At 49.8% G+C, this 24,759-nt stretch carries 23 protein-coding genes; 10 read left to right on the top strand and 13 right to left on the bottom strand.

The annotated features are described in order from the left end of the window. Nucleotides 1–140 precede the first annotated feature (140 nt). The 5 genes from CBW46_RS14965 to CBW46_RS14945 form a co-directional block, all read right to left on the bottom strand. Nucleotides 141–812 carry a GntR family transcriptional regulator gene (locus tag CBW46_RS14965; protein ID WP_089200802.1) on the bottom strand — a complete coding sequence of 224 codons (672 nt, stop codon included), beginning with the start codon at nucleotides 810–812 and terminating at the stop codon, nucleotides 141–143. Nucleotides 813–923: 111 nt separating this feature from the next. Then, a complete protein-coding gene (iolB, locus tag CBW46_RS14960; RefSeq protein WP_089200801.1) occupies nucleotides 924–1,721 on the bottom strand; it encodes a 5-deoxy-glucuronate isomerase in 798 nt (265 codons plus the stop codon). A gap of 123 nt (nucleotides 1,722–1,844) precedes the next feature. Then, the gene (locus CBW46_RS14955; RefSeq protein ID WP_089200800.1) at nucleotides 1,845–3,011 is read right to left on the bottom strand and encodes a M24 family metallopeptidase; all 1,167 of its coding nucleotides are present in this window, start codon (nucleotides 3,009–3,011) and stop codon (nucleotides 1,845–1,847) included. After that, the gene (locus CBW46_RS14950; protein ID WP_243633327.1) at nucleotides 3,008–4,375 is read right to left on the bottom strand and encodes an MFS transporter; all 1,368 of its coding nucleotides are present in this window, start codon (nucleotides 4,373–4,375) and stop codon (nucleotides 3,008–3,010) included. The genes CBW46_RS14955 and CBW46_RS14950 overlap by 4 nt, the downstream gene beginning before the upstream one ends. Nucleotides 4,376–4,697: 322 nt before the next feature. Further along, on the bottom strand, nucleotides 4,698–5,633 hold the full coding sequence (locus CBW46_RS14945) for an aldo/keto reductase (RefSeq protein WP_089200799.1): 936 nt from the start codon (nucleotides 5,631–5,633) through the stop codon (nucleotides 4,698–4,700). Between the two features lie 286 nt (nucleotides 5,634–5,919). Between CBW46_RS14945 and CBW46_RS14940 the strand changes: the two genes are divergently transcribed. Further along, on the top strand, nucleotides 5,920–7,608 hold the full coding sequence (locus tag CBW46_RS14940) for a methyl-accepting chemotaxis protein (RefSeq protein ID WP_089200798.1): 1,689 nt from the start codon (nucleotides 5,920–5,922) through the stop codon (nucleotides 7,606–7,608). 93 nt (nucleotides 7,609–7,701) lie between these two features. Here CBW46_RS14940 and CBW46_RS14935 read toward each other — a convergent pair whose 3' ends face one another. Beyond that, complete coding sequence (locus tag CBW46_RS14935; protein WP_089200797.1) at nucleotides 7,702–9,297, bottom strand: catalase; 1,596 nt, start codon at nucleotides 9,295–9,297, stop codon at nucleotides 7,702–7,704. A gap of 132 nt (nucleotides 9,298–9,429) precedes the next feature. Then, nucleotides 9,430–11,064 (bottom strand): glycoside hydrolase family 13 protein, encoded by a 1,635-nt coding sequence (locus tag CBW46_RS14930; RefSeq protein WP_089200796.1) that lies wholly within the window; start codon nucleotides 11,062–11,064, stop codon nucleotides 9,430–9,432. A 185-nt stretch (nucleotides 11,065–11,249) separates the two neighbouring features. On the opposite strand from CBW46_RS14930, the gene CBW46_RS14925 reads away from it, so the two are divergent. Then, nucleotides 11,250–12,257 (top strand): LacI family DNA-binding transcriptional regulator, encoded by a 1,008-nt coding sequence (locus CBW46_RS14925; RefSeq protein ID WP_089200795.1) that lies wholly within the window; start codon nucleotides 11,250–11,252, stop codon nucleotides 12,255–12,257. A gap of 137 nt (nucleotides 12,258–12,394) precedes the next feature. Further along, nucleotides 12,395–13,591, top strand: a complete 1,197-nt coding sequence (locus tag CBW46_RS14920; protein WP_089200794.1) for an MFS transporter — start codon at nucleotides 12,395–12,397, stop codon at nucleotides 13,589–13,591. 123 nt (nucleotides 13,592–13,714) lie between these two features. Here the strand turns inward: CBW46_RS14920 and CBW46_RS14915 are convergent, their stop codons facing one another. Beyond that, the gene (locus tag CBW46_RS14915) at nucleotides 13,715–14,434 is read right to left on the bottom strand and encodes a 3-ketoacyl-ACP reductase (protein ID WP_089200793.1); all 720 of its coding nucleotides are present in this window, start codon (nucleotides 14,432–14,434) and stop codon (nucleotides 13,715–13,717) included. Between the two features lie 200 nt (nucleotides 14,435–14,634). Between CBW46_RS14915 and CBW46_RS14910 the strand changes: the two genes are divergently transcribed. From CBW46_RS14910 to hxlB, 3 genes are all read left to right on the top strand, one after another. Continuing rightward, complete coding sequence (locus CBW46_RS14910) at nucleotides 14,635–14,958, top strand: winged helix-turn-helix transcriptional regulator (protein ID WP_089200792.1); 324 nt, start codon at nucleotides 14,635–14,637, stop codon at nucleotides 14,956–14,958. Between the two features lie 280 nt (nucleotides 14,959–15,238). After that, nucleotides 15,239–15,871 carry a 3-hexulose-6-phosphate synthase gene (gene hxlA, locus CBW46_RS14905; RefSeq protein ID WP_089200791.1) on the top strand — a complete coding sequence of 211 codons (633 nt, stop codon included), beginning with the start codon at nucleotides 15,239–15,241 and terminating at the stop codon, nucleotides 15,869–15,871. A 6-nt stretch (nucleotides 15,872–15,877) separates the two neighbouring features. Beyond that, nucleotides 15,878–16,435, top strand: coding sequence for a 6-phospho-3-hexuloisomerase (gene hxlB / locus CBW46_RS14900; protein ID WP_089200790.1), 558 nt, complete (start codon nucleotides 15,878–15,880; stop codon nucleotides 16,433–16,435). Nucleotides 16,436–16,519: 84 nt separating this feature from the next. Here the strand turns inward: hxlB and CBW46_RS14895 are convergent, their stop codons facing one another. Next, nucleotides 16,520–17,887: a TrkH family potassium uptake protein gene (locus CBW46_RS14895; protein ID WP_089200789.1), complete on the bottom strand. Its 1,368-nt coding sequence runs from the start codon at nucleotides 17,885–17,887 to the stop codon at nucleotides 16,520–16,522. Nucleotides 17,888–18,069: 182 nt separating this feature from the next. On the opposite strand from CBW46_RS14895, the gene desA reads away from it, so the two are divergent. Both desA and CBW46_RS14885 read left to right on the top strand, forming a co-directional pair. Continuing rightward, complete coding sequence (gene desA, locus CBW46_RS14890) at nucleotides 18,070–19,110, top strand: Delta(5) desaturase DesA (RefSeq protein WP_089200788.1); 1,041 nt, start codon at nucleotides 18,070–18,072, stop codon at nucleotides 19,108–19,110. Nucleotides 19,111–19,189: 79 nt separating this feature from the next. Next, nucleotides 19,190–19,633, top strand: a complete 444-nt coding sequence (locus CBW46_RS14885; RefSeq protein WP_089200787.1) for a GNAT family N-acetyltransferase — start codon at nucleotides 19,190–19,192, stop codon at nucleotides 19,631–19,633. Between the two features lie 40 nt (nucleotides 19,634–19,673). Here CBW46_RS14885 and CBW46_RS14880 read toward each other — a convergent pair whose 3' ends face one another. The 3 genes from CBW46_RS14880 to CBW46_RS14870 all read right to left on the bottom strand — a co-directional run bounded on the left by CBW46_RS14880 (nucleotide 19,674) and on the right by CBW46_RS14870 (nucleotide 21,924). After that, nucleotides 19,674–20,396, bottom strand: coding sequence for an amino acid ABC transporter ATP-binding protein (locus CBW46_RS14880; RefSeq protein WP_089200786.1), 723 nt, complete (start codon nucleotides 20,394–20,396; stop codon nucleotides 19,674–19,676). Beyond that, entirely contained in the window at nucleotides 20,389–21,048 is a 660-nt protein-coding gene (locus tag CBW46_RS14875; RefSeq protein WP_089200785.1) for an amino acid ABC transporter permease, read from the bottom strand. Before CBW46_RS14875 ends, CBW46_RS14880 begins: the two co-directional genes overlap by 8 nt. Before the next feature lie 93 nt (nucleotides 21,049–21,141). After that, nucleotides 21,142–21,924 (bottom strand): basic amino acid ABC transporter substrate-binding protein, encoded by a 783-nt coding sequence (locus tag CBW46_RS14870; RefSeq protein WP_089200784.1) that lies wholly within the window; start codon nucleotides 21,922–21,924, stop codon nucleotides 21,142–21,144. Between the two features lie 468 nt (nucleotides 21,925–22,392). Here CBW46_RS14870 and CBW46_RS14865 point away from each other — a divergent pair, with 468 nt between their 5' ends. Together CBW46_RS14865 and CBW46_RS21370 are read left to right on the top strand one after the other, a co-directional pair. Next, nucleotides 22,393–23,307 (top strand): DMT family transporter, encoded by a 915-nt coding sequence (locus CBW46_RS14865; protein WP_089200783.1) that lies wholly within the window; start codon nucleotides 22,393–22,395, stop codon nucleotides 23,305–23,307. A 274-nt stretch (nucleotides 23,308–23,581) separates the two neighbouring features. Then, entirely contained in the window at nucleotides 23,582–23,767 is a 186-nt protein-coding gene (locus tag CBW46_RS21370) for a hypothetical protein (protein ID WP_089200782.1), read from the top strand. Here the strand turns inward: CBW46_RS21370 and CBW46_RS14855 are convergent. Further along, on the bottom strand, nucleotides 23,764–24,651 hold the full coding sequence (locus CBW46_RS14855) for a serine/threonine protein kinase (RefSeq protein ID WP_165842327.1): 888 nt from the start codon (nucleotides 24,649–24,651) through the stop codon (nucleotides 23,764–23,766). The two genes, CBW46_RS21370 and CBW46_RS14855, sit on opposite strands and share 4 nt — an antisense overlap. Nucleotides 24,652–24,759 lie beyond the last annotated feature (108 nt).

The following is a 24,759-nucleotide window of genomic DNA, read 5'->3' as shown; positions in this document are numbered from 1 at the left end:
ATGTGAGCTTTCACGGTTCACGTTTCAATCGTATCCCTGCGGTAAGCTGCCTGAGACAGCTAAATTTTAGCGCATCCGCTGACATTGCAAATCCTTATAAGCTTGAGAACTGTGACCATGTGGCTTTGCCGCCTGAGCTGCTACTGAAAAAATCTTCTGGTCCTTTGATGAGAGTTGCTAATGTGTGTTCGCATGGCTTTTTCCGCCATTGAGCTATTCCGCTGCTTCAGAAAAGTCAGTATCTCCTGGTGCTCATGCCACTCCCTCCGGACGGTATCCACCGCTAAATCCCGGCGAGCATAAATCAGGTACCTTTCGATCCGCTGCAGAAACGTTGTCATTAGTTTGCTCAAATTGTCATTATGAGTGTATTTTAAAATCGTCCCATGCAGCTGTTCATTCATTCTCATGACGGTCTCCAGGTTGCCCTGGGCAGTGTCGATGGACACACGGCGCCCATTCATCTCGTCATCCAGCCAATTTAGCTCGGCCTCGGGAATCAGATACGTTGCCTTTCTCGTTGCATAACCCTCAAGCTCAATGCGCAGCTCATATAGTTCATCAAGCTCCTGCAGACTCATCTCCGCGACCGTGACCCCTTTGTAAGGTACAATATGGACTAACCCTTCTGAAGCCAATCTCGACAGAGCTTCGCGAATAGGGATGTTGCTTACGTGTAAACCGCGCGCCAGTTGGTCGATGTTAATTTTCTCGCCAGGAGAGAGCGTGTAAGAGAGAATTTGATGTTTGATCGAACTGTATATTTCGTCCGCCACTGGCTTCCGCTTGTTTGTAAATTCACTCTTCTTCAATAGTTCTCCACCTTAAACGCTGAAATATATTCATCTATCATAAAACAACAGGTTCGGCTAAACAAGCCGAGTTCAACACAAGGTGGATAGGGAGTGGACTCGGCCGACCTGCTATTTCAGCCAAGCGTGATCCCGGTCATCGAACGGCTGTAAGATTCTAGTCTCCGGGCCTGCCATAAACCACAAGTAGTACAACCGGTAGCCCGCGGCGGCACTAACAGGGTGATATCCTTTATCAATAGCAAAGCTGTCTCCATTACGCACGATGTAGGACTGGTCTATGCTTTGATCCTTGGTGTAATGCAGTTGTACGCCAAAGCCGTGCTGGGGATCCAGCTGATAATAATAGACTTCCTCTAAGTTCGGTTCTTCCGGCGCAAATTCCCCATCGTGCTTGTGAGGAGGATAGCTTGACAAATGCCCGGCTTGATTATACGTTTCTCCCAGCACCAGCCGATGTACCCGACTATCTCCGTTATCGGTGATTATGCCATGGACTTCACGCTGCCATAACTCTTTACCTCTGGCATTGACAACAACGTCACTGGGTCTTACGACAAACGGAGTGAACTTCGTTTCAGCCTTTGCTTTACACACGGCAACTTCTAAATGATCGGTTTGTGCGGTGATGGTGTAATTCGACCGGCAGGGGATATACACTGTGGTCGCCTTGCCATCAAACACCGTCTGCCTCTCACCGAGGTCCGACCATCTCTCCTTTTCAATTTCTATCGTGGCTTGACCTGATAAAATCACTAAGCCCATTTCATATCCATCCGTATGGCAGGAGTATTGTTCATCTTTGTTGAGAGAGATTTTTCCCAGTGCAAGGTATGTTAACAGGCTATTGTTTTCAGGGATAATGTCCTGATAGCCGTCGATATTGTGTGCCTTGAATAAATGGGACATGCTGCCGCTCCTTTTTCTTCGAATGAATAGGCATCGCTGAATGGGCATTGCTAATGCGATGCGTAAAAGCGATCAAAAAACATGACCGCTTTTCATGAATGTGTATGGTTGCCTCTCTGTTATTTACCAATGATTACGATAAGGATAATTTGTCATAGATTCTGCTCCATCCTTCCGGATGACCACGCTGTCCTCAATTCTCAGTCCGCCGACTCCGGGGATCAGCAGTGTGATAACGTAGGCCAGCGTCTGATTTTCCTGCAGCACGGAGGTCATTCCCGGTGCGAGGATAGGCAGCTCTTCCTCCGGATCCATACCGAGACCATGGCCTACGCCCCTGCCTTCCCCCGGGGAGTGAATGTAGCCGTATTTCGCAAGCACTTCGTTGGCAGGATAGCTGGCTTCTTCACCGGTCAAACCCGGTTTCAGATACTTGAAGCCTGTCTCATATGCTTCGAGTGCTGCATCGAACATAGCTTGAGCTTCTTTCGAAACGGGACCGAAAGTGGCGCCACGAGCCATGTCAGAGGCGTAACCGTTATAACGGCATCCCATGTCGATCAGCAGCGTATCACCTTTTCTCAGCTTGCGGTCGGTCGGCCGGGCAAGATAGAAATCGGATGAGTTTTCGCCAGTCTGTACCATGATGTCGAATGCTACGGTATCGGAGCCTTGCCCGAACATCGCCATGTAGGCCTGTTTTGCCAGTTCCTTTTCGGTGACACCTTCCTCTGCCGATTCTCTCACTGCAGCGATGCCTAAATCCGCCAGATACCCGGCCACCTTCATATTCCGAATCTCAGTTTCGCTTTTAATCGATTTCAAGATGTCGATGATGCTGGTTGGCCCGACTTCGATATCGGGCAGCGATTGTTGGATCACAGCCCAGAATTCCAAGGCTAAATATTTATATCCGGCGATACCTACCTTACACACGTTACCAGACGCAGCGTACTCTTTGAGCACAGGCCCGAGATCCTGTCTGATTCCACGGACGTCTTTGATCACTGACGCACCGCCAATGGAGGTTAAGCTGCTTTCTACGAACAAAATTGGATCTCCTTTTACGGGAACGATCACGATGGCCGGATAAGGGAATATACCGTCGAACGCGCGGTAGTTGGACAACCAGCGGACATTGCTCATCCGGTAGCTGTCCGACCAAGCGATGATCAAGTCGCAGCCTTCTTTTTGCATCTGCTCCTGTGTTCTGCGCACACGGTCCTTATATTCTTCCAATGGAATTTCAGGCATTGAGCTGTGCAAGGCGACAAGCGAATTTGTGTTCATGAACGTGACACTCCTTTGGTTTTTGTGTTAGTTTGGGCGCCTAAAGTTTGATCTGGCGTGTGTGCACTCTGGTCTGGCCGCATGGTTATATTCAAGTCTTTCCGGTAGGTTTCACTGGCTACATAGATTGAGATGAAACTGATCACACCCAATATCATCATGAATAAGGCGATCGGCCAGTAATGCCCGGACCAAGTGAGTAGGGCGGTGGCCAGGAACGGAGCCGGACCTCCAATCAGAATCCCGGATACCTGGTAGCTGATCGAGGCCCCAGTATAACGGGTGCTAGTATCAAAGCGTTCCGCTATGAAAGCGGACATTGGTGCGAATGTCGCGCCATGGCCGACTGCTATCCACAACACCAGGCCAATCCATATCAGCGCCATATTTTGCGTTTCGACCAACCAGAAGAAAGGGAATGAGAACAAGATAAAGAATAATGAGCCGGCCATGAAGACGGGCCTACGGCCGAGTTTGTCCGACAGGGTGCCGAATAATGGAATCGTGAAAATTTCAACGACAGCCCCCACAGACACACCGGTCAAAAACAACGTTTTATCCAGTGACAAATACTTAGTCGCGTACAGGAGCACAAACACGTTAGAGATGTAATAGCTCGCATCGTTAGCGAAGCGGGAGCCTAAAGCTATCAGTATATCTTTCTTTGAAGTGCGGAGCACTTCTTTCAGCGGGTTTTTGGCATGATGACCCGCTTCTTTGGCCTGAATGAATGCAGGCGTTTCCATTACCTTCAGGCGGATAAACAAGCCGGTTGCGATCAGCAGTATGCTAAGCAGGAATGGTATTCTCCAGCCCCAGGATATGAATTGATCCTGCGGAAGGGCCGTGAATGCCGAAAACACAACGGTAGAGAGGAGCAGACCCACGGGCACGCCCATCTGGGGCCAGCTGCCATAAAATCCACGTTTATCTTCCGGGGAATGCTCGATGGCCAGCAGGACAGCGCCGCCCCATTCTCCTCCCACCGCTATACCTTGGATCACTCGCAACGTTACAAGCAGGATTGGAGCCCAAACGCCAATCTGCTCATAGGAAGGAAGCAGCCCGATAGTGAACGTACCTATGCCCATCAGAAGAAGGCAAACAATTAAGGTTGTTTTACGCCCCAGTCGATCTCCGTAATAGCCGAAGATGATTCCACCCAACGGTCGGGCCAGGAACCCGGCACCAAAAGTTGCAAACGCTAACAACGTACCGACCAGTGGGTCATAAGCGGGGAAAAACAGAGTGTTAAACACTAAAGCTGCGGCCGTTCCGTACAGGAACCAATCGTACCACTCAATGGCTGATCCGATTAAGCTCGCCACAGCAACCTGGCGCATTTCTTTTTTTGAAAGGGCCATTGTAGTTTTCATCTCCCTACCAATCATGTATGATTTTTCTTAATCATACATTACAAACGCTTACATAGCAACATGTTGTTACACGATTTAATAAGATCATGTATGATTTATTGATTTTACGCCAGAAGCAGCGTCGCGAAAAACAGCAAAGGGCGATTGTACCGCTTAAATGAAAAAGGCACCCCCGTCGGGATGCCTCAAACATGTGTACTGTGTCAGACGTACGACAGCCAAGCTGCAGTTCCATCACATCGCTGCGCGTGCCGCGTTGCATTGATCAACCGCAGGCAGTGCCGCGTAAGCCGCGCTTCGTTACGCCAGCTTAGGACCGAAATATCCGGTCGATTTTATCAATTTCATCTGCCGTTAGCTGCACGTCCAACGTTTTAAGGTTGTTCGTCACTTGCTCAGGCTTTTTCGCTCCTGGGATCAACGCGTCGATTGACGGCCGGGTGAGGTACCAAGCGAGCACGACATGGGCGACTTCCGCATTTTTGGCATTGGCGATTTCACGGACTTGCTCTACCTTGTCCAAGTTGCGCTCAAAAGCTTCTCCCTGAAACAGCGGATTCTTTGCGCGGATGTCCTCGAACTTTGACTCTTTATTGTATTTGCCACCTAACAATCCCGCAGCCAACGGGAAATAAGGAACAAACGAAATTTGATGCTTCTCCGTGTAAGGCAGAATCTCTTGCTCTACGTCGCGTTTGAACAAGTTGTATTCACTCTGCAGAACGTCAACGTGCCCGTCTTTGTTGGCTTCTTGCAGCTGATCTATCGAGAAGTTAGACACGCCGATGGCTCTGATTTTGCCTGCGTCCTTCAACTTTTTCAGTGCGCCGACCGCTTCGTCTTTTGGAGTGTTTTCGTCGGGGAAGTGTATGTAAAACAAATCAATATAATCGGTTTGCAATCTCTGTAAGCTGCTGTTTACCGACTCCGTCAGGAAAGCCGGAGAATTATCCATTACAACCTCACCGTTCACCAATTTATGTGCCGCTTTGGTAGCAATAACCACGTCCTGTCGGTTCCCTTTTTCCTTCAACACCTCGCCGATCAACAGTTCCGAGCGCTCAGGACCGTAAATGAACGCCGTATCAATGAAGTTGATTCCATTGTCGAGTGCCGTGCGGACTACATCCTTACCGGTTTCTTCGTTGAGGTTCGGAAACAGATTATGTCCCCCAACCGCGTTGGCGCCAAGCCCGATTCTGTTTACGTATAAATCGGTTTTTCCCAGTCGTGCCTTTTGATACATCTGATCATCAGCTCCTTTTCACCAGTTGAGATTATTATATCAAACACTGGATCGGAACAGAAATCGAACACGCGGCAGGGTGTACAACCCTGTTGGCAGCGGTGAGTCACCGTTGAGTGGTTGGGCGCCAGGATTTCCTTTTGCTGCAGCGCACAGATGGCCACCCCTTTGCGGACGATGCTATGCCCTTTTGCGCGCGAGCATGCAGCTCTAAACTCAGCAGCCGTGATTTCCGATAAACATAGAATGGACTCAACATCAATCATAAAAGAGAGGCTATAACACTATGCGCAGTATGAGTATTGCAACAAAAATTTGTTTGATCGTTGTCGGCATTCTGCTGAGTTTTTCAGCGTTGGTTGCTTATCAAGTGCTAGGTGATATGCGCACCGGCATCGAGACCTTTGCGACGGAGAAGGCGAAAAGCGATCTCGAATTGACCGCCGGCTTCATTCAACACAAATATCCCGGCGACTGGCAAATCAAAGACGGTCAGATGTACAAAGGAAACACCAAAATTAACGAAAACTTCGATCTGGTGGATGAGATTGGCACGATCACAGGAGACACGGTGACCATCTTCCAAGGCGAGAGAAGAGTCACCACCAACGTCTTGACCGAGGGAAAACGAGCCATCGGCACAGCAGTTTCCGCGCAGGTTGCTGATGTGGTGCTAAAGAAAGGCGAAAAGTATTATGGTGAAGCACTAGTGGTAGGGCAGACATATCAAACTGCCTATCAGCCAATCAAAAACGCCAGCGGGGAAGTCATCGGCATCCTTTATATTGGCGCTTCGCAGCAGCTCATCAATGGCATCATTCAATCGTTTATCGGCAGCTTCTTCTACGTGTTTTCGATCGCTATGGTTGTCTCGGTCGCCGTGATAGTCTGGTACATACGTAAAATGAGAACAAGAATCAGCCGCGTAGCTGAAGCCATGGAACAAGCGGGGGCGGGCGATTTCACCACGGTCATCACCGATCATTCGCTGGATGAAATAGGTAAGCTCGGCTTGAGCTTCAATAGTATGAAAGAGAGCTTGCAAGACCTAATACAACAAGGGCTTAGTGCGTCCGACAAGGTCGTTGCTGCTACGAAAACGCTTCAGGTGATCGCGGAGCAGACCGCTAATCAAACCAAGCAGATTGTGTCATCAATCGGCAAGGTGGCAAGCGGAGCGGACAGTCAGACCCAGAGCACAGCAGAGAATTTGCGGGCTATGGAGGAGGTTGCTGTAGGCGTACAGCGGATCGCGGAAAATGCCTCAACCATCACCGAGTCTGCGTTTTATTCCAAGCAGCAGGCGGAAACTGGTGGTGAGTATGTACACAAAACAGCTCAACAGATGGACAGTATCCATGAATCGGTCCAAGACACGGATAGTGTGATTAAATCATTGGAGCGGAAATCGCAGGAGATCGCCGGCGTGCTCGGCATCATCAGAGGTATCGCTACGCAAACCAACCTGTTGGCATTGAATGCCGGCATTGAAGCGGCAAGAGCAGGCGAGCACGGGCGGGGTTTTGCCGTAGTAGCGACTGAGGTGAGAAGACTGGCCGAGCAGTCGGCAGAGTCATCTGGCCAGATAGCGGATCTGCTCTCCGACATCGAAAAAGATATGAAGCGTTCGATAGACGCCATGGCTCAGGTCATAGAAGAAGTGCACACCGGTCTGGAGCTGACCAAGGAAACCGACCGGAATTTCGTGCAAATAGTGAAGAGCAACGCACAGATCGCTGAGCAGATCGAAGAGATGGCAGCCACGGCGGAGCAGATGTCGGCCGGCGTTGAGCAAATCACGGCGTCAGTGACGGAAATTGCACAAATCGCACAGGTGACAAATTCCAACTCGCAGCAGGTCGCAGCATCTACGCAGGAACAGCTGGCGGCAATGGAAGAGATTGCGTCGTCGTCCTCTGAGCTGACGGAAGTGTCGGATGTACTGGAGCGCTCGCTTGGCAAATTCAAACTATGAGATACTGAAAAAAAGCCGCAAACATCGCGTTTGCGGCTTTTCCCGTGCCGTTTTGATACTGCGGCCGCATGCTGGCACTACGAGCAGGACAGTTTAGTAGCCGCACGTCGAGTGGCCCATTTGCTCCGCTTTTACCACCGTTGGATCGGTGAGCTGGTCTCCCGCAGTCGGGTTGACCTTCGCTAATCCTTCTGCAACCCGTCTGCCGTAGTCGGGATCTGCTTGTGTAAAGTAGCTGATCATTCTTTGCACGATGTCCGCCTTGCAGTTTTTGAGCGCGTCGACCAGGTTGGAGATCAACTCTTCTTTTTCCCACTCAGCGAATTCACGATACGTGTCACCGGCCTGTCCGAAATCGTTCCTCCGAGGGATGGCTTCACGTACCAACCGGGCGTTATAGAGCGGCTGATGGTCCGCGCCTTCTTTTGGAGCTTCCTGCAGGCCGCCCAGTGAAGAAGGCTCATAATTTACATGAGGATTGATATCCACCGGCCGGTCAGGCCGGTATCGCATACGTCCTCCGTGCTGGTTAGTCGCGACATGTTTCTTCGGCGAGTTGATGGGGATTTGCAGATAGTTTGGGCCTACCCGATACCGCTGGGTATCTGAGTAAGACAACGTTCTGCCCTGCAGCAGCTTGTCATCTGAGAAATCCAATCCATCCACCAACACGCCTGAGCCGAATGCCGCTTGCTCAACCTCGGTGAAGTAGTCCACCGGATTTCTGTTCAAGGTCATTTTACCCACCGGCAGCCACGGGAACTTATCCTTCGGCCACAATTTGGTTGGATCCAGCGGGTCGAAATCCAATTCCGGATGCTCATCGTCACTCATGATTTGTACGTTTAATTCCCATTCCGGAAAATCGCCGCGGGCAATGGCTTGGTACAAATCCTCCGTCGCGTGGTTGAGGTTGACGGCCTGGATTTGTGTAGCCTCTTTTTGGAGCAAATTCTTGATGCCTTGTTTCAAAGGCTCCCAATGGTATTTCACTAGTACCGAGTCACCGTTCTGGTCGACCCATTTGTATGTGTTCACGCCGGAGCCCTGCATTTGCCGGTAATTGGCCGGAATGCCCCACGGCGAAAACAGAAAGGTAATCATGTGAGTGGCTTCCGGGCTCAACGATATGAAGTCAAAAAAGCGTTCCATATCCTGCACGTTGGTCACAGGGTCAGGTTTGAAGGCATGGATCATGTCCGGAAATTTCATTGGGTCCCTTATGAAAAATATTTTTAGATTGTTTCCTACAAGGTCCCAGTTCCCGTCTTCCGTGTAAAACTTCACGGCAAAGCCGCGTGGATCGCGCAGGGTCTCCGCCGAAGCTCCGCCATGTACGACCGTGGACAACCGAACGAACACTGGAGTTTGCTTACCTGGTTCCTGAAACAGCTTGGCGCGGGTATATTTGGAGATGGGTTCGTCTCCGACCTTGCCATAGGCCTCGAACACGCCATGAGCACCGGCACCGCGCGCATGCACAACACGTTCCGGAATACGCTCACGGTCAAAGTGAGTGATTTTTTCAATGAACGTGTAGTTCTCAAGTGTGCCGGGACCCCGCGCCCCCACTGTCTTTATGTTTTGATTGTCCGAGACGGGATGGCCCTGGCCGTTGGTGAGTATGGTGTAGTTGGGCTGTTGATTGTTTTGTGGATTGTTTTGCTGGTTTTCATTGTTCTCCATCATCATTTAGCCACCTTTCTTTCCCGTACAATATAATGCTCCAGAACAGGGATATTTAAACACATGAAAAGGGCGGCGTTAAACGCCAAAAAGACCTCTCCGCGAAAGCAGAGAGATCTTGCAGCAGCTTGCATTTTAGAGTTTATAAATACGCGCTTCGTGTGGTCTCAGCGTAGCAGAGGTTAGTGTCGCCTGGGCGTCCACATCCGCATAGTTGGCTAGAATGAGTTCTTTTTGCTGATCATTGAAGCCGTCAGGCAAATTGAACTGCGTCTCATGATCCGCATGATTGAGTATGATCAACCAACGCACGCCGTCTAGACTACGGGTGTACGCATACAGGTGAGGATCGCCTGCAGACAGATCCTTGTAGTCGCCATAGATCATGACCAAGTTTTGTTTCCGCAGCGCGATGAGCTGTTGATAATATGCATATACCGACTGAGGGTCGCTCAAATCCTTTTTGACATTAATCTCCTTGTAATTAGGGTTCACCTTGATCCAAGGGGTGCCGGTGGTAAATCCTGCGTTTTCCGAATCGTCCCACTGCATCGGCGTACGGGAATTATCGCGGCTGAGCGGCAGCAGGCTATCAAACACTTCCTGCGGCTCCCGACCCTTTTCTACCTCTTCATAATAACGATTCTTCATCGCTATATCGTTGTAGTCGTCGATCGATGGGAAGCGTACGCCAGTCATGCCGATTTCCTCGCCTTGATAGACGTAGGGCAAGCCCGGCAGAGTATGTACCATAGTCGCAAGCAGCTTGGCCGACTGAACCCGAAAAGCTTTATCGTTGCCGTAACGGCTAACCTGCCGCGTGTGATCGTGGTTGTTCAGAAACTGGGAATTGCAGCCTCTGCCCTTAAGGCCTTCATACCATCTCGTTTGAATATCCTTGTAACGGATCATATCCCAGGCAGGCATGTCATCGGCCACTTCAAAATGAAACAGAGTATGAAGCTCTCCGCGGTCCTCGCCAACATACTTCAAGCCATCCTCCGGCGTGACAAACGGAATTTCGCCCACCGTCATAATGTCGTAGTGCCTCAACACTTTCTGGTTCATTTCCTGCAGGTACTCATGGATACCCGGATTGTTTCCGAGATAATTAATGGTTTCAGGCGTCGGGGAGTCCGGGAATCCTTTTTGTTTCGCCAGCAGATTGATGACATCCATCCGGAACCCGTCGATTCCCTTGTCCAGCCAAAAGCGCATCATTTCATAAATAGCTTCACGCACTTCAGGATTTTCCCAGTTCAGATCCGGCTGCTCCACAGCGAATGAATGGAAATAATACTGTCCTGTGGTTTCATCGAGCTCCCAAGTAGACGGCGCAAAATAGGACCTCCAATTGTTCGGTTCTTTACCGTCTTTCGGGTCCTTCCAGATGTAGTAATCCCGCTTCGGATTGTCCTTCGAGGAACGAGACTCCAAAAACCAGGGGTGCTGATCGGAAGTATGGTTCACCACCAAATCCATAATCAGTTTCATGCCACGTTTATGGACCTCTTGCAGCAAGGTCTCCCACACTTGCATCGATCCGGCCTTCGACATAATTTCGTAGTAATTGGATATGTCGTAGCCGTTGTCTCTGTCAGGGGATTCATACGCTGGGTTCAACCAGATTACATCGATGCCAAGATCCTTAATATAATCAAGCTTTTGAATGACGCCTTGCAAGTCTCCAAAGCCATCTCCATCCGTGTCATAAAAACTCCGCCAATACACTTGGTAAACAACCGATTCTTTCCACCATGCTCGTTTCACGCGGTAACCTCCATGATCAAAAAAGTTGAAAAGCTTTTCAAAAATAATCAGTGTGGAATCTGACTGTAAGCTACTAATCTATTATTGCCGAATTGCTGAGCGATTGTAAAGTAGGCTTGTTTTTTTACGAGATATAGGATACTTTGTTGGTGATTTCTAATTGTTACCGGGAGAGAGTGCAGTCTATGAGTCCAACCATTCATGATGTAGCGAACAGGGCGAAAGTGTCCATATCAACCGTGTCTCGTGTGGTAAACAATCCATTGGCGGTTCGTAAAGAAAAAAGGGAGCGTGTGCTGCAGGCCATCCAGGAGCTCGGGTATACGCCTAATCCGTTCGCCTCCGGTCTCCGTGACAAAAGGACAATGACCATCGTAGCGATGATCCCGGATATATCGAATCCTTTTTACGCCCAATTATTCCGCGGCATGGAGGATGTGGCCCGGGCCAAAAAGAATAACATGATTATTTGCAACACCGATCAGGACGAGGGCCGTTTTTTGGAGTATATGGCGTATTTCAAGAAGAAGAAAGTGGACGGAATGATCTTCGCCAGTGATCCTATTACCAAAACTTACTACGATAGTTTTACCGACCTGAACATTCCTGTCGTATTGGCCGCGACGCAGAGCGAAGAATACGATTTGCCTTACGTGAAGGTGGATGATTATCAGGCCGCTTACGACGCCGCTGTGTTTCTTATGAAAAATGGACACAGATCAATCGGCATGATCAGCGGTCCCATTAGCGATCCCATTGCAGGCAAGCCCCGTTTGGACGGCTTCCGAGCAGCGGCGCTGAAGCATCAATTGGAATGCGGCGAGGATCGAGTGGTGTTCGGCGATCTGCATTTTGACAGCGGATATGAGGCAATGCGCAGGTTATACGGCATGATGCCGGATATCACCGCCGTGTTTGCAGCCAGTGATTCGATGGCGCTTGGGGCAATGGCGTTTGTGCAGCGTACTGGAATGTCGGTGCCTCGCCACATTTCGATCATGGGATTTGATGATTTAACTGTGTCCCGAATGGTCACGCCCGCGTTAACGACGGTGGCCCAGCCTATCCGTGAGCTGGGGGAGCAGGCCGCATCTCTGCTGTTTCAACGTATAGAAAACCCACACAAGCTGCAAAATAACATCACACTCAACCATGAAATCGTGGTCAGGGAAACGGTTTGCAACAAGAATTGATGCAGAATGCAACAGAATGCGCGTTGACCCAAGGTTTTGGTCTCTAGTATAATTGCTTTCTGAAAAGCTTTTCAGAGAAAACCGAGTTGAAGCGTTGGTGTTGCAGCGGTTTTCAGCATCGAGAGGAGAGTAACAGAATGGCTGCTTTACGAAATCTGCCCGCCCTAATCATCATGCTTTTTTCGATGTTTTTATTAGGCGGTATTTCCAGTACCAAAGGAATCATCCTCGAGGAGGTCAAGCGCGACATCGGCCTAGGGATGGATGAATTTGGACTTGTGGTGTTTATTTTCCAATGGGGCTTCGTGCTTGCCAGTGTGATCACGGGTTACTATTCCGATAAGTACGGTTTGAAATTGATGACCATCATAGGCTCGCTTATTATGGGCATTGGCTTACTTGGTACCGGCTCTGCCGGAGCGGTTGCATTTTTCCTCGGCTTCTATATGGTAGTCGGCTTTGGACTTGGCGCTATGACGGTCGCATCCAACGCGGTTGTACCTGCGGTTTATCCGAAGAAGCAAGGAATGATGTTCAACATTTCGATGGGTATTTACGGTGTGGGTATGTTCTTGACTCCAATCATACTGAACGCGATGTTTGCCGCCGGAATATCCTGGCGTTGGTTTTATGTCGGCATCGCCATCTTGCTGGTGGTGTTCATACTTTATGTCGTGAGCGTGAAGGTCCCCGAGGGCAAGGTCGACAAAATCAACATCGGCGCGTTCGTCACAATGCTGAGAAACACGCAATTCTTGTTCGTCATGTTGTTCCTTGTGTTTTACGTGTCGGCAGAAGTCGCATTCATGAACTTCTTCCCGAGTTATTTGCAGTCGCTCAACCTGGATGAGGCATCGCCAGCGGAGAAGTCGGCCATGGTGGCCACTATTATCTCGGTGTTCTCGGTGCTGTTTACGCTCGGGCGTTTGGCCGGCGGCTTCATCACTGGGTATATCGGTGAAAAACGGACCTTGATCCTATTCTCGCTGCTGGCTCTTATAGTGGTCACGTTAAGCAAATATTTTGCTAATGAATGGATCTATATGTTTGCGGCCGCAGGTTTGTTTTTCTCTGTGTTGTTCCCTACAGCCACAGGGTTAGGAACCAAGCTGTCGGAGACAGGCGGTTCCGCGTTGGGACTAGTATATGTCGCAGCGGGCATCGGAGGAGCTTTCGCGGGCTGGATTGTTGGCGCAGTGTCTGAGGCATTCGGGCCCGAAAAAGGATTCAATCTGCCGATTATCTTCTTGGCGATCTTGTTCGTGATCTCCTTAGTGTTGAAGGATAAACCGGACGCTGATGCGGTGCAATTGAATAGCAAGGCAACGAAATAGTAAATGGTAACTCTACAAAATAAACAAAACACAACCCCTACCATCTGGCTTGCTGGCAGGGGTTGCTTGTTTTCGTTCGACAGACCAGCCTGTGCGGCACGGGCCGCTGATTTGTGTGGCATTTTACTGCGGGTTGGTTGTCCAGATACCCGCACTTTTAATGAATACGCGTTGTGGTAACGTCAGCGTGGCCACGACCAGCTCCGCCACATCCTCGGGCTGCATCATGCGGTCCTCGTCACCGACCTTCAGGCCTGCATTGATCGCCAACTCTGTATTCACCGTGCTTGGCGTGAGGGCTGTCACGCGAATGTTAGATTTGCGTACCTCCTGCATCAGCGATTCGGTTAATCCGAGCACTGCAGCTTTGGACGCACAGTACGCGGACCCCGTGGCAAATCCTCGTTCGCCGGCGGTGGAAGAGATGTTGATGATATTTGCGCCGTTCTGCTTCAACATGGTCGGCAGCACCGCCCGCGTCACATAATAAGTGCCCATGACGTTAACCTGAATGATACGCTCCCATTCGGACGGTTCCATCTCCAGCAGAGTGCCGAATTGTGCGACGCCTGCGTTGTTTATCAAGATGTCCACGGACCCGAGTTGTTGAATCAGGCTGTCAATAGCCGTGTCAACCTCTGATTTATTGGATATGTCCGCAGGTTCCAAGAATACCTTCACGCCGTATGTACTGGTCAAGATGCCGTGCATGGACTCGAGATCCGCGCGGTTTCTAGCGATTAATCCGAGGTTCACACCCTCTTTCGCCAGAGCGATCGCGGTCGCCTTGCCGATGCCTTTGCCGGCGCCGGTTATAATTGCCGTTTTACCTTGTAACTTCATGGTTTCTCCCTCCTATGTCTATGAATACAACAGCTAACATCATATCACAAGTGGTGGCGTCACCCCAAGCCTAGCGCGCACAGCCTGGTACAGCTCATGCCGCAGGTTGTTGGAAAGCACGGATGATATATAATCTTTAGACAAGTGCCTACTTTTTTGTAAGATAGTATTATAAATATACCAAGGAGGGGCGTGCACTTATGGGGGATCAGCAGTTTAAAAGTACAGTGGAACTCACACTTAAGGTCATCGGGGGCAAATGGAAGCCGGTAATCCTGTGTCATCTCACCGATGGCGTCAAACGGTTTGGCGAATTAAAGCGTGATATGCCTGAAATCACCCAAAAAATGCTCACCCAGCAGCTGCGTGAGTTAGAACAGGATGAGGTTATTCACCGCAAGGTGTATACGCAGGTACCACCGAAAGTCGAGTATTCGTTAACTGATCACGGACAGACGATCAAAGAGGTGCTGGACGTAATGGCCCTATGGGGGCAAGGACATTTGGAAAGAAGGAGGGGTTGACCCGTCCGATACATACGCCGCAATAGTATCCTTTTAGTGACTACGGCACAAAATAGTGCGTACTTCCTTAGCTGGAACTCAAGGGCTAGAATAAACGGGTAGCGGGCAGAGATTGTGTGCGCGGGCGCCGCCGGCGTCCGGTTTTCGTTGGTGGGTGGCAGTGCATGACCACGAAAAATGTTCCACCGCTCAGGCGAAATATTTTTTGGCGGATTCACCATAATACGAAGAACCTTAGCGCACAGTAATCAGACATCAATATCATAAGGAGCGATCATTCATGGAACTTCAACTGGCATTAGACTTGGTAGACATCCCGGAAGCAAAGAGGCTGGTACAAGAGGTAGAGCCATATATTGACATCGTGGAAATCGGTACGCCGGTCGTAATCAACGAAGGTTTGAGAGCCGTGAAAGAAATTAAAGAAGCGTTTCCAAATCTGAAAGTGCTGGCTGACCTCAAAGTGATGGATGCAGGCGGCTATGAAGTGATGAAGGCATCCGAGGCAGGTGCCGATATCATTACCATCCTTGCTGTCGCTGAGGACGCGACTATTCGAGGCGCGGTAGAGGAAGCTAAAAAGCAGGAACGAAAAATTCTGGTCGACATGATAGGTGTGAAGGATATCGAAACGCGGGCGAAAGAGCTGGATGAGATGGGTGTCGATTACATTTGTGTGCACACCGGTTACGATCTGCAGGCAGTAGGAAAAAGCTCTTTTGAAGACCTGATGACACTCAAGAGGGTCGTCAAGAATGCAAAGGTTGCCGTTGCTGGCGGCATTAAATTAGACACATTGCCGGATGTGGTTAACGCGCAGCCCGATCTGGTGATCGTGGGTGGCGGCATTACAGGGCAGGACGATAAGAAAAGCACAGCTGCCGAAATGCAGAGATTAATCAAGCAAGGATAACCCGATATGAAGACTACGGGATATGTAACGGAGATCATTGATGAGCTCCATCGAACAGCGAGCCTGATCTCGGGCGATGAGGCGGAAAAGCTGGTCAATGCGATTGTTGAGTCCCGCAAAATCTTTGTCGCGGGCGCAGGCAGGTCGGGCTTGATGGGGAAAGCCTTTGCCATGAGAATCATGCATCTGGGCTTGGATGCTTATGTGGTCGGCGAGACTATTACACCGAGTCTGGAAAAAGAGGATATATTGATTCTCGGCTCCGGCTCAGGGGAAACGAAAAGCTTGGTGTCCATGGCGCAGAAGGCGAAAAGTCTGGGCGCTATGGTCGCAGCGATCACTATTTTTCCCGAGTCGACCATCGGCCGCATGTCTGATATCGCTGTGAAGCTGCCCGGTGCGCCGAAAGATAAATCAGATGACAGCTATCAGACCATACAGCCTATGGGTTCACTTTTTGAACAGACGCTCCTATTATTCTACGACGCCGTGATACTGCGGTTTATGGAGAAAAAAGGATTGGATTCGAAGACCATGTACGGCAGACACGCCAACCTGGAGTAGAACCGAGGCAACTATCCGCTGAAACGATGACACAAAGTAAGGACCGCGACGTGCTCTGTCATGAGTCGTTGCGGTCTTTTTGTGTCATCCTATGGTAATTTTGCCTTCCGGATATCGGTACAGCTCTTTGCCCGGCCGGAGAGTTAAGCTGAAGGCCAGTGTCACCGGGCCTAATCGCCCGACAAACATCATCAGAATTATCAAAGTTTTGCCAAATGTGGTCAATTGGGGGGTTAGCCCCATAGACATGCCCGCTGTGGCGTAAGCGGAGGTTACTTCGAATAAAATGCCGAGAAACGGAAAGTTTTCCGTAGTAGACAGAAGCATAGTAGCAAGGACGATGAGAAAGAAGGACAGCAAAGAGAACGTGATTGCCTTATGAATCCTTTCTTTGGTGATCCGGTGCCTGAACAGCACGATATCCTCTTTACCTCTTACCATGGCGACCATCGCCCCGATGAGAATGGCGAAAGTCGTCACCTTGATGCCGCCGCCGGAGGAGCCGGGAGCCGCCCCTATGAACATCATAACAATAATAAAAAATTGCGTAGCCTGCCGCAGCATCGTGGTATCAAGCGTGACTACTCCGGCAGAACGTGCCGTAACGGATTGAAACAGTGATGCCAGCACCTTGCCTGTCATCGACAGTGGCTGCAGCGTCGACGGATTGGCGAATTCGAATATGAAGATTACGGTACCGCCAAGAAGAATTAATCCGCCGGAAGCGGCTAGCACCACCTTGCTGTGCAAGGTCAGCTTCTTATTTTTTCGATAGGTCAATAAGTCCGAGATTACAATAAAGCCGATTCCGCCAAGAATGATCAATGCCATGGATACGAGATTGATGAACGGATCATCGGTATAATGCATCAGGCTGCCCGCTCTGCCCGGTATACCGCCAAACAGATCAAACCCGGCGTTATTGAATATAGAAATACTGTGAAATATGCCAAAATACACGGCTTGACCAAATGGCATCTCAAACATCCATCGCAGTGTAAACAACGTCGCACCGGCCAACTCAATCACCAGGGCGTAAAGGAATACTTTGCGGATTAACCGAATGATTCCCTCGGTAGAGCTTTGGTTCATCGCTTGCTGCAGGATGAGACGTTCCTTGTAAGAGATCCTGCGCCGGAAAACCAGCGCAATTAGCGTTGCCATGGTCATGAACCCCAGTCCGCCGATCTGCACTAGAAGAATGATTACTATCTGGCCGAATAAGGAGTAATGCGCCCCGAAATTGACCACCGAAAGTCCTGTTACACAAGTGGCTGAAGTCGCCATAAACAACGCATCGAGAAGAGATGCTGCGGTTCCGTCCGCATGAGCTGCAGGCAGCGACAGTAGGAACGTGCCAATGCCGATGATAATGGTAAACCCCAATGCCATCACCTGAGGAGGGGTTAGCCGAAGCAGTGTGTTTTTCTTTGATTTTGCAAGTCCTGGCATGAAGACAACTCCGGTTTTGATATTTGCGGTCTATTGTATATTTCCCACACATAATTGTAAAGCTGCTCTTTTCGCCAAAGTGTGTTATATTTTCTTGGAACCCTACTCGTTGGGGGACGTATAGACATAGCTCGCAAAAATAAGTTCCGGCTTGATTCGGAGAGAGGAAGATTTATATAGGCATACATCATCAGGAACAAGGCGGTTGGCGGTCAGACATCGCACCTTATGAAAGGTCACACATCAAGCACAGCATATGGCAAATTATCAACACGCTGGTCCCTTTTTTCCTGCTTTGGTACTTCGCTTACCTGAGCCTGTCGGTATCTTATTGGCTTACCCTTGCGCTCGCTGTTCCTGCAGGCGGGTTTCTGATACGAATTTTTATTATTTTTCATGACTGTTGTCATCAATCTTTTTTCAAGAACAGGACGGCTAATACTATTATCGGCACCGTAACCGGAATTCTGACCTGTTGTCCCTATTATCAGTGGCGCCACAGCCACTCGATTCATCATGCCACCAGCGGCAACTTGAATCGACGGGGCACAGGTGATATATGGACGCTAACGGTGGAGGAGTACCTGTCGTCTTCATTTTTGCAGCGGTTGATTTATCGGTTGTACCGGAACCCGTTGGTGATGTTTGGTTTAGGTCCGATCTACATTTTTCTCATCGACTACCGGTTTAACCGTAAGCGCGCAGGTGTGAAGGAACGTATTAACACCTATGTCACAAATCTCAGTATCGCTGGAGCGGCGGGATTACTTTGCTGGACACTGGGCTGGCAGAATTTTCTCTTGGTCCAAGGGCCCATTTTTCTAATATCAGGTATTGCCGGCATTTGGCTCTTTTACGTTCAACATACGTATGAGGATACTTATTATGAAAGAGACGAGGATTGGAAGTACATTCATGCGGCTCTGAAAGGGAGCTCCTTTTACAAATTACCCAGGATTCTGCATTGGATCACCGGCAATATCGGATTTCATCATATCCACCATTTGAGTCCTCGTGTACCTAACTACTATCTGGAACAGGTTCATAATAAAAACCCGATGTTTCGGGATGTGCCAACGATTACGCTTATTTCAAGCCTGCGTTCCCTTAGCTTTCGAATGTGGAGCGAGCAAAGCAAGAAGTTCGTCGGGTTTAAGGATATAAAGCATTTCGTGCCAGCGGAGAATAGCTTAGATGGCAGCCAGCACAAAATTCCAAAGTAGGCATGACTAACATTGATTTTGCGGCGGCAGACAGCTACAATCAATTGGACAAACTTAGGCGCAATAGGAGGCGCGGCCGTTGAAGATAACACACGTGCAAACCCAGCAGGAGCGGGATGATGCTTATCACGTCAGATGGATCGTATTTGTAGAGGAGCAAGGCGTTTCCGCCGAGGCGGAGTATGATGAATTTGAAGACGAGTCCCAGCATGTTGTTGTGTACAATGATGACAACGAGCCCGTGGCAGTCGGCAGATGGCGTGTAGCGGACGCGAAAGCTAAGCTGGAGAGAATCTGTGTACTGCCGGCTTACCGAAAATATGGTCTGGGCAAATCCGTCGTACAAGTCATGGAAGACATGGCGCGACGAGCCGGACTTGGCAAAGCAAAACTGCATGCTCAAACTCATGCCCAAAAATTTTATGAAAAGCTGGGGTATACCGCGGTTTCCGACGTATTTATGGAAGAGGGGTTACCACATGTGGCGATGGTCAAGGAATTAAAAAAAGGTGAAGGGGTTTAGCCGTACTAAACCCTTTCACCTTTTTCGTTGCCGCGGCCTGCTACAGAACTTTTTCGAGAAATTGTCTCGCACGTTCATGCTGCGGATTGTTAAAGAACTCTGAGGGTGCTGCCTTCTCGACAAGGCGCCCGCCATCCAGGAAATAAACCATGTTCGCCGCTTCTTGGGCGAAACGCATTTCGTGAGTCACAATAACCATAGTCATGCCGGTTTGGGCAAGCCCGCGAATCACATCCAAAACCTCTTTGACCATCTCAGGGTCAAGCGCTGATGTCGGTTCATCGAACAGCATGATTTCCGGTTCCATGGCAAGGCTGCGCACGATAGCCACACGCTGCTTCTGTCCGCCGGACAGCTTTGAAGGATAGGCGTTCGCCTTGTCCGCCAGTCCGACGCGCTCAAGCAGTTCCATGGCCTTCTGCCGAGCCTGCTGCTTGGACCAACCCTTCACTTTCATAGGCGCGAAGCATATGTTGTCGATCACGCTCATATGAGGAAATAGGTGAAAATGCTGAAACACCATGCCGATTCCTTGGCGGACCTGAGCGATATTCGTTTTCGGATCCGTAATATCTTTGCCATTGACGCTGATACGCCCGCTCGTGGGAGCTTCGAGCAAATTGAGACAGCGTAGGAATGTCGATTTCCCCGAGCCCGAAGGGCCGATCACCGCCACGACTTCCCCCTTGTCAATGGTGGTAGAAATGTCATGCAGGACATCATGCTTTCCGAACGACTTTGACAGATTTTCCACTTTAATCACTGCGGCGCATCCTCCTTTCAAGTATTCGGGCGACGAAGGTGAGCATCAGTACTAGAATATAGTAAATAGCACCGACGAAAACGAGAGGTTCAAAGTACCTGAATGTGTCTGCTCCAACGACATTCGCGCGGCGCATCAGCTCTTCCACGCCAATGACTGACACAAGAGAGGATTCCTTGAGCAGCGCAATACACTCATTCACTAGTGCTGGCAGAATGTTCTTCACAGCTTGCGGCAAAATAATGCTGAACATCATAGTGCGGTACGGAATCCCAAGGGATAATGCGGCTTCACGCTGGCCACGATCGACGGACATGATACCTCCGCGAATGGTTTCGGACAGATAGGCCGCTGAGTTCAGGCCAAACGCCAAGCCTGCTGCCATGAGCGGGGAGATATCGTAATTAAACAGCTGAGGCGTTGCGTAGTAGATCAGCGCTAGTTGGAGCAGCAGCGGCGTTCCCCTGAATATGGATGTGTATACAGTGGCGAACCAGCGCAGCGGCTGGATATTGGAGATTTTGAACAGGGACAGAACGGTGCCCCATATGAAGCCGAAAAGTGCGGATACCAGTGTAAATAAGAGCGTGACCGCGGTTCCTTTCATGATGTACGGAACATACTCATTCAGGACGCTAAAATCCAAATTCATTTCTAGTTGATCCCTCTCTTTCCAAGCAGAAATACGCTAGTGAAGCAATAATGTCCCTACCCAAGATCAACCCGGCAGGGACATTAGATGATTTTACTCAAACCATTTCTTGATCAATTCATCTTTCTTGCCTGACTCCTGAAGTTCTTTCAACGCCTGATTAAACTCGTTCACCAAAGGTGAGCCTTTGGGGAATGCCACCGCATAGCCTTCTTCTTTCTCGGCAGGAATCTCAGTGAATTTCAAATCCGGGTTGTTTTTCGCGAAACCTTGTACGACCGCATCCTCAATGATAGCTGCGTCGATGCGCCCCGACTTTAGCTCTTGGATGATCTCCGGAATCCGATTCAGCTTTTTCACTTGGGCTTCCTTCATATCAGCTACAACCTGCTCTTGTGTGGAGCCCAGTTGAACACCGATGCGCTTGTCCTTAATAGAGTCCAAAGTCGTGTAATCTCCCTTGGAGACGATGGTGTTCTTGGCTACGAAATAAGTATCGGAGAAGTCTACGCTTTTCTTGCGTTCTTCATCTACCGACATGGCCGACATAACAAAATCTACGCGTTTCGATTGCAGCGCAGCGATGAGTCCATTGAAATCCATGTTTTGGATTTGCAGCTCATAGCCCATCTTATCAGCTACGTATTTGGCGATATCGACGTCAAAGCCGACGATCTCACCGCCGTTTTTGGCGTCTACGTTCTCATATGGTGGATAATCCGCCGAAGTGCCCATGATAAGTACTTTTTTCTCCGGGCTTTCCGGTGCCGATCCAGCCGAAGAGTCCGCAGGTTGACTATTCTTAGTACCGCAGCCTGCTATGACGAGCAGCGCCACAAGAACAATGGCAACGAGTTGTATTCCGTATTTTCTCAATATGCTCACTCCCGTTATGATTCTGGGTGTTCCCCGTTATTAAAACATACCAATCTAGACTATATCATAGCTAGGCAGGTAGCACTAATGTAAATTTATTCCACAATAAATTACCACATGACAAAATCTTTTAAACAATGGAGATAAAATAGCGGCCCCGAACTGCACTATCAATGGTCCGTAATACGAGTTGGATGACGGCGGAATTGATACGGGCAGCACGGAAGCGCAGACGGTCGCAGATGTGGTCCTGGGCTATCAGAACCAGGGCGGGGATGGATGAAGCTAGATTCGGAGGTTAAAAAATTACCAAGAAAAATAAAGGATATGTGAGAGAACGGACTATGCCGCGGCCTAGCCCTTCATTTAAGCGTGATGCCAGCCCTTGCTCCCGTTCGACAGATATATCCAACAAGGAGTATCATCGTATAAGAGTTCATTTCAGATGGTTAGGGGACGAGGCGGTGCATGGTCAGGTCGTATATCCTCCTGCTTTTTTGCGTGACGTGCTGGGGGAGTAATTTTGTATTCGGTTCCATACTCATACATGAGTTTCCGCCTTTGCTTCTGTCCGCAATCCGGCTGTCCGCTACCTCTTTGACGTTGTTCATATATGTGCGGTTAGCCAAAAAATTGGGTAATGTGGTTCGTCGTGACTTTATGCTTCTCATTCCCTTGGGTATCATCGGAACGCTGTGCAACCAAGCGGCATTTTTCACCGGCCTGCAAACTGTGGATGCTACCACGGCGTCACTGATACTCTCGCTCGCGCCCATCACCGTGGCGGTGCTCGCTGCCGTGTTCTTGAAGGAAGCGCTGACCAAACAAATGGTAGCCGGCTCGGTTACAGCCATCGTGGGCATTTTCTTCGTCGTTGGCAAATCCGAGAATATGCAATTATCAATCGGGCTCCTGTTTATTTTTTTGGCTATGCTTACGTTTGCCATTTCCATCATCTTTATGCGAAAACTGACGGAGCGCATCGATCCATTCACGGCTACCGTCTATTCTACGCTGATCGGGTCGGGTATGGTGATACCGGTTGCTGTGATCAAAGAGCCGCTAAGCCAGGTAAGCCCGCATCTGTGGGCTTGGGCGCTGCTGCTGGGCACGGCGGTTATTATGCAGGGTGTATGCACCTTAATATGGAACGTGCAGTTGACGAAGGTAGGCGCGGGAAAAGCTGCCGTCTTCCTCAATTTGCAGCCATTCGCAGCCATGCTTGTGGGATTTTTATTGCTTGGCACACCCATCACGTGGGTGCAAGCGGTCGGGTCGCTGCTTATCGTGGGCGGTGTCATTGTGGCTACGGTACAACGCAGAAACAAGGCGGATGGCCTAACCAAACCTCTGGGAAAAGCGCAGTCTTTGTCCAAATCTTAGCCGCCCTACCGCCGCCCTACTGGGCGGCTTTTACGATGTTGGAGCATGATGACAAAGATGTATACGATGCGTCGGCATGGTACAGCGTTGGGTGCGTTGGAGTACGCACATCAACTGGAGCATACTATAAACAGTTTATGAGTAGTTGTTGTCAGTCGACGCTAAATGGTGTAATAAAGGGGAGGGGAAGGGATACTTTAACCCTGTCGGCCAATCCCTTGAAACTAAATCGCGGTACGCACGTATCGTATGACAACCAAAAGGAGGTATGGCCATGTTACGTCAATTGTTAGGAAAGCTTCTCAATCTCAACAAATCGAATGGGTCCCGCCACCGTCCCTATCGCAGCAGCAGCGACGACTATCGCAGACATCAGCGCGGTGATAAGTACATGAAACATAATGAATACGGACATTCACATTACAAGAAAAAGCGCTCCTCCAGCTCCTACAGCAGTTAATTGGAGGCGTGGAGAGCCTTGAGCAGTTGATCCACCTCATGAATGATTTCGCAAGCTTGTCCAAAAGGCTGTTCCGCCAACAATAACCGGCGGAGCAGTTTTTTTGTGCCCGGATGGAGGTCTAGCTCGCGTTCCCAGCCGATATCATCCGCGGCAGCATTGTGCTCTCTTGCGGTGTAGGTGCTGTACAACAGGAACAGCAGCAAGTGCCCCAGCGCATAAAAGTCGCTCGTCACATCGATTTGTCTGCGAAGCACCTTCTCGGACGGGTCGCCGGGTTCTATCTCTAAAGGATCTTGGTGGCCCGTACCGGCCGGGACCAATTCCCGAGCCAGACCCAGGTCGATCAATGCCGCGAATTCTCCATCCAACAGTACGTTAGCAATGCTGATGTCACGATGAAGGATACCAATAGCGTGCAGGTATGACACGATGGGAAGCAGCTCGCGCAACACGCGGAGTGATTGGTATTCACTGAAGCGGACGTGTTGCTGGAATAGCAGGCAATCCAAACTGGCTCCAGGCATCAATTCCATTGTAAAACAAAGATGGTTCCGGTAACGAAATGTTTCGTACAGTGTAGGAATAGCCGGGTGCTGCAGCCGCTGTAGGATGCTGACCTCTCTGGCATAGATGAGTTCCGCCCTTGTTCGGCCACCCCGCACAGGTGTCACCCGCTTCAGCACACAGGCACGGTCGGCGACAGTGTCCGTGCATACATAAGTGACGCCGTAACTGCCTTCGCCGAGTTTGCGCCGCACCAGGTAACGGCCATGAATGAGTGAACCTTCCCGGAAACGGAGATCATGCCATCCACGCAGCGCGAGGTGCAATCTCTTGTTTGCAGAGCGGACAATCTGTTGTATCCAACTGCCAAAAGCCATGTTGTCCACCCCTTGGTCAACTTCCGGCATGCCTTGTCGCGGTTGCCGGGCGTTTTGTTATTATTGTAAGTCAATTGGCAGCAGCATGGCTAATGTTCGACTGTGTCA

Source organism: Paenibacillus xerothermodurans (genome assembly GCF_002220865.2).
GTDB lineage: Bacteria > Bacillota > Bacilli > Paenibacillales > NBRC-103111 > Paenibacillus_S > Paenibacillus_S xerothermodurans.
The sequence above is the reverse complement of the archived record's forward strand: the minus strand, read 5'-3'. Positions and strand labels throughout refer to the sequence as shown.

What these genes read in the sequence shown, in the direction of transcription:
- iolB (WP_089200801.1), bottom strand. Translation starts at nt 1,721, where the DNA reads ATGTCCCATTTATTCAAGGCACACAATATCGACGGCTATCAGGACATT.
- CBW46_RS14955 (WP_089200800.1), bottom strand. Translation starts at nt 3,011, where the DNA reads ATGAACACAAATTCGCTTGTCGCCTTGCACAGCTCAATGCCTGAAATT.
- CBW46_RS14950 (WP_243633327.1), bottom strand. Translation starts at nt 4,375, where the DNA reads ATGGCCCTTTCAAAAAAAGAAATGCGCCAGGTTGCTGTGGCGAGCTTA.
- CBW46_RS14945 (WP_089200799.1), bottom strand. Translation starts at nt 5,633, where the DNA reads ATGTATCAAAAGGCACGACTGGGAAAAACCGATTTATACGTAAACAGA.
- CBW46_RS14940 (WP_089200798.1), top strand. Translation starts at nt 5,920, where the DNA reads ATGCGCAGTATGAGTATTGCAACAAAAATTTGTTTGATCGTTGTCGGC.
- CBW46_RS14935 (WP_089200797.1), bottom strand. Translation starts at nt 9,297, where the DNA reads ATGATGGAGAACAATGAAAACCAGCAAAACAATCCACAAAACAATCAA.
- CBW46_RS14925 (WP_089200795.1), top strand. Translation starts at nt 11,250, where the DNA reads ATGAGTCCAACCATTCATGATGTAGCGAACAGGGCGAAAGTGTCCATA.
- CBW46_RS14920 (WP_089200794.1), top strand. Translation starts at nt 12,395, where the DNA reads ATGGCTGCTTTACGAAATCTGCCCGCCCTAATCATCATGCTTTTTTCG.
- CBW46_RS14915 (WP_089200793.1), bottom strand. Translation starts at nt 14,434, where the DNA reads ATGAAGTTACAAGGTAAAACGGCAATTATAACCGGCGCCGGCAAAGGC.
- CBW46_RS14910 (WP_089200792.1), top strand. Translation starts at nt 14,635, where the DNA reads ATGGGGGATCAGCAGTTTAAAAGTACAGTGGAACTCACACTTAAGGTC.
- hxlA (WP_089200791.1), top strand. Translation starts at nt 15,239, where the DNA reads ATGGAACTTCAACTGGCATTAGACTTGGTAGACATCCCGGAAGCAAAG.
- hxlB (WP_089200790.1), top strand. Translation starts at nt 15,878, where the DNA reads ATGAAGACTACGGGATATGTAACGGAGATCATTGATGAGCTCCATCGA.
- CBW46_RS14895 (WP_089200789.1), bottom strand. Translation starts at nt 17,887, where the DNA reads ATGCCAGGACTTGCAAAATCAAAGAAAAACACACTGCTTCGGCTAACC.
- CBW46_RS14875 (WP_089200785.1), bottom strand. Translation starts at nt 21,048, where the DNA reads ATGAATTTGGATTTTAGCGTCCTGAATGAGTATGTTCCGTACATCATG.
- CBW46_RS14865 (WP_089200783.1), top strand. Translation starts at nt 22,393, where the DNA reads ATGGTCAGGTCGTATATCCTCCTGCTTTTTTGCGTGACGTGCTGGGGG.
- CBW46_RS21370 (WP_089200782.1), top strand. Translation starts at nt 23,582, where the DNA reads ATGTTACGTCAATTGTTAGGAAAGCTTCTCAATCTCAACAAATCGAAT.
- CBW46_RS14855 (WP_165842327.1), bottom strand. Translation starts at nt 24,651, where the DNA reads ATGGCTTTTGGCAGTTGGATACAACAGATTGTCCGCTCTGCAAACAAG.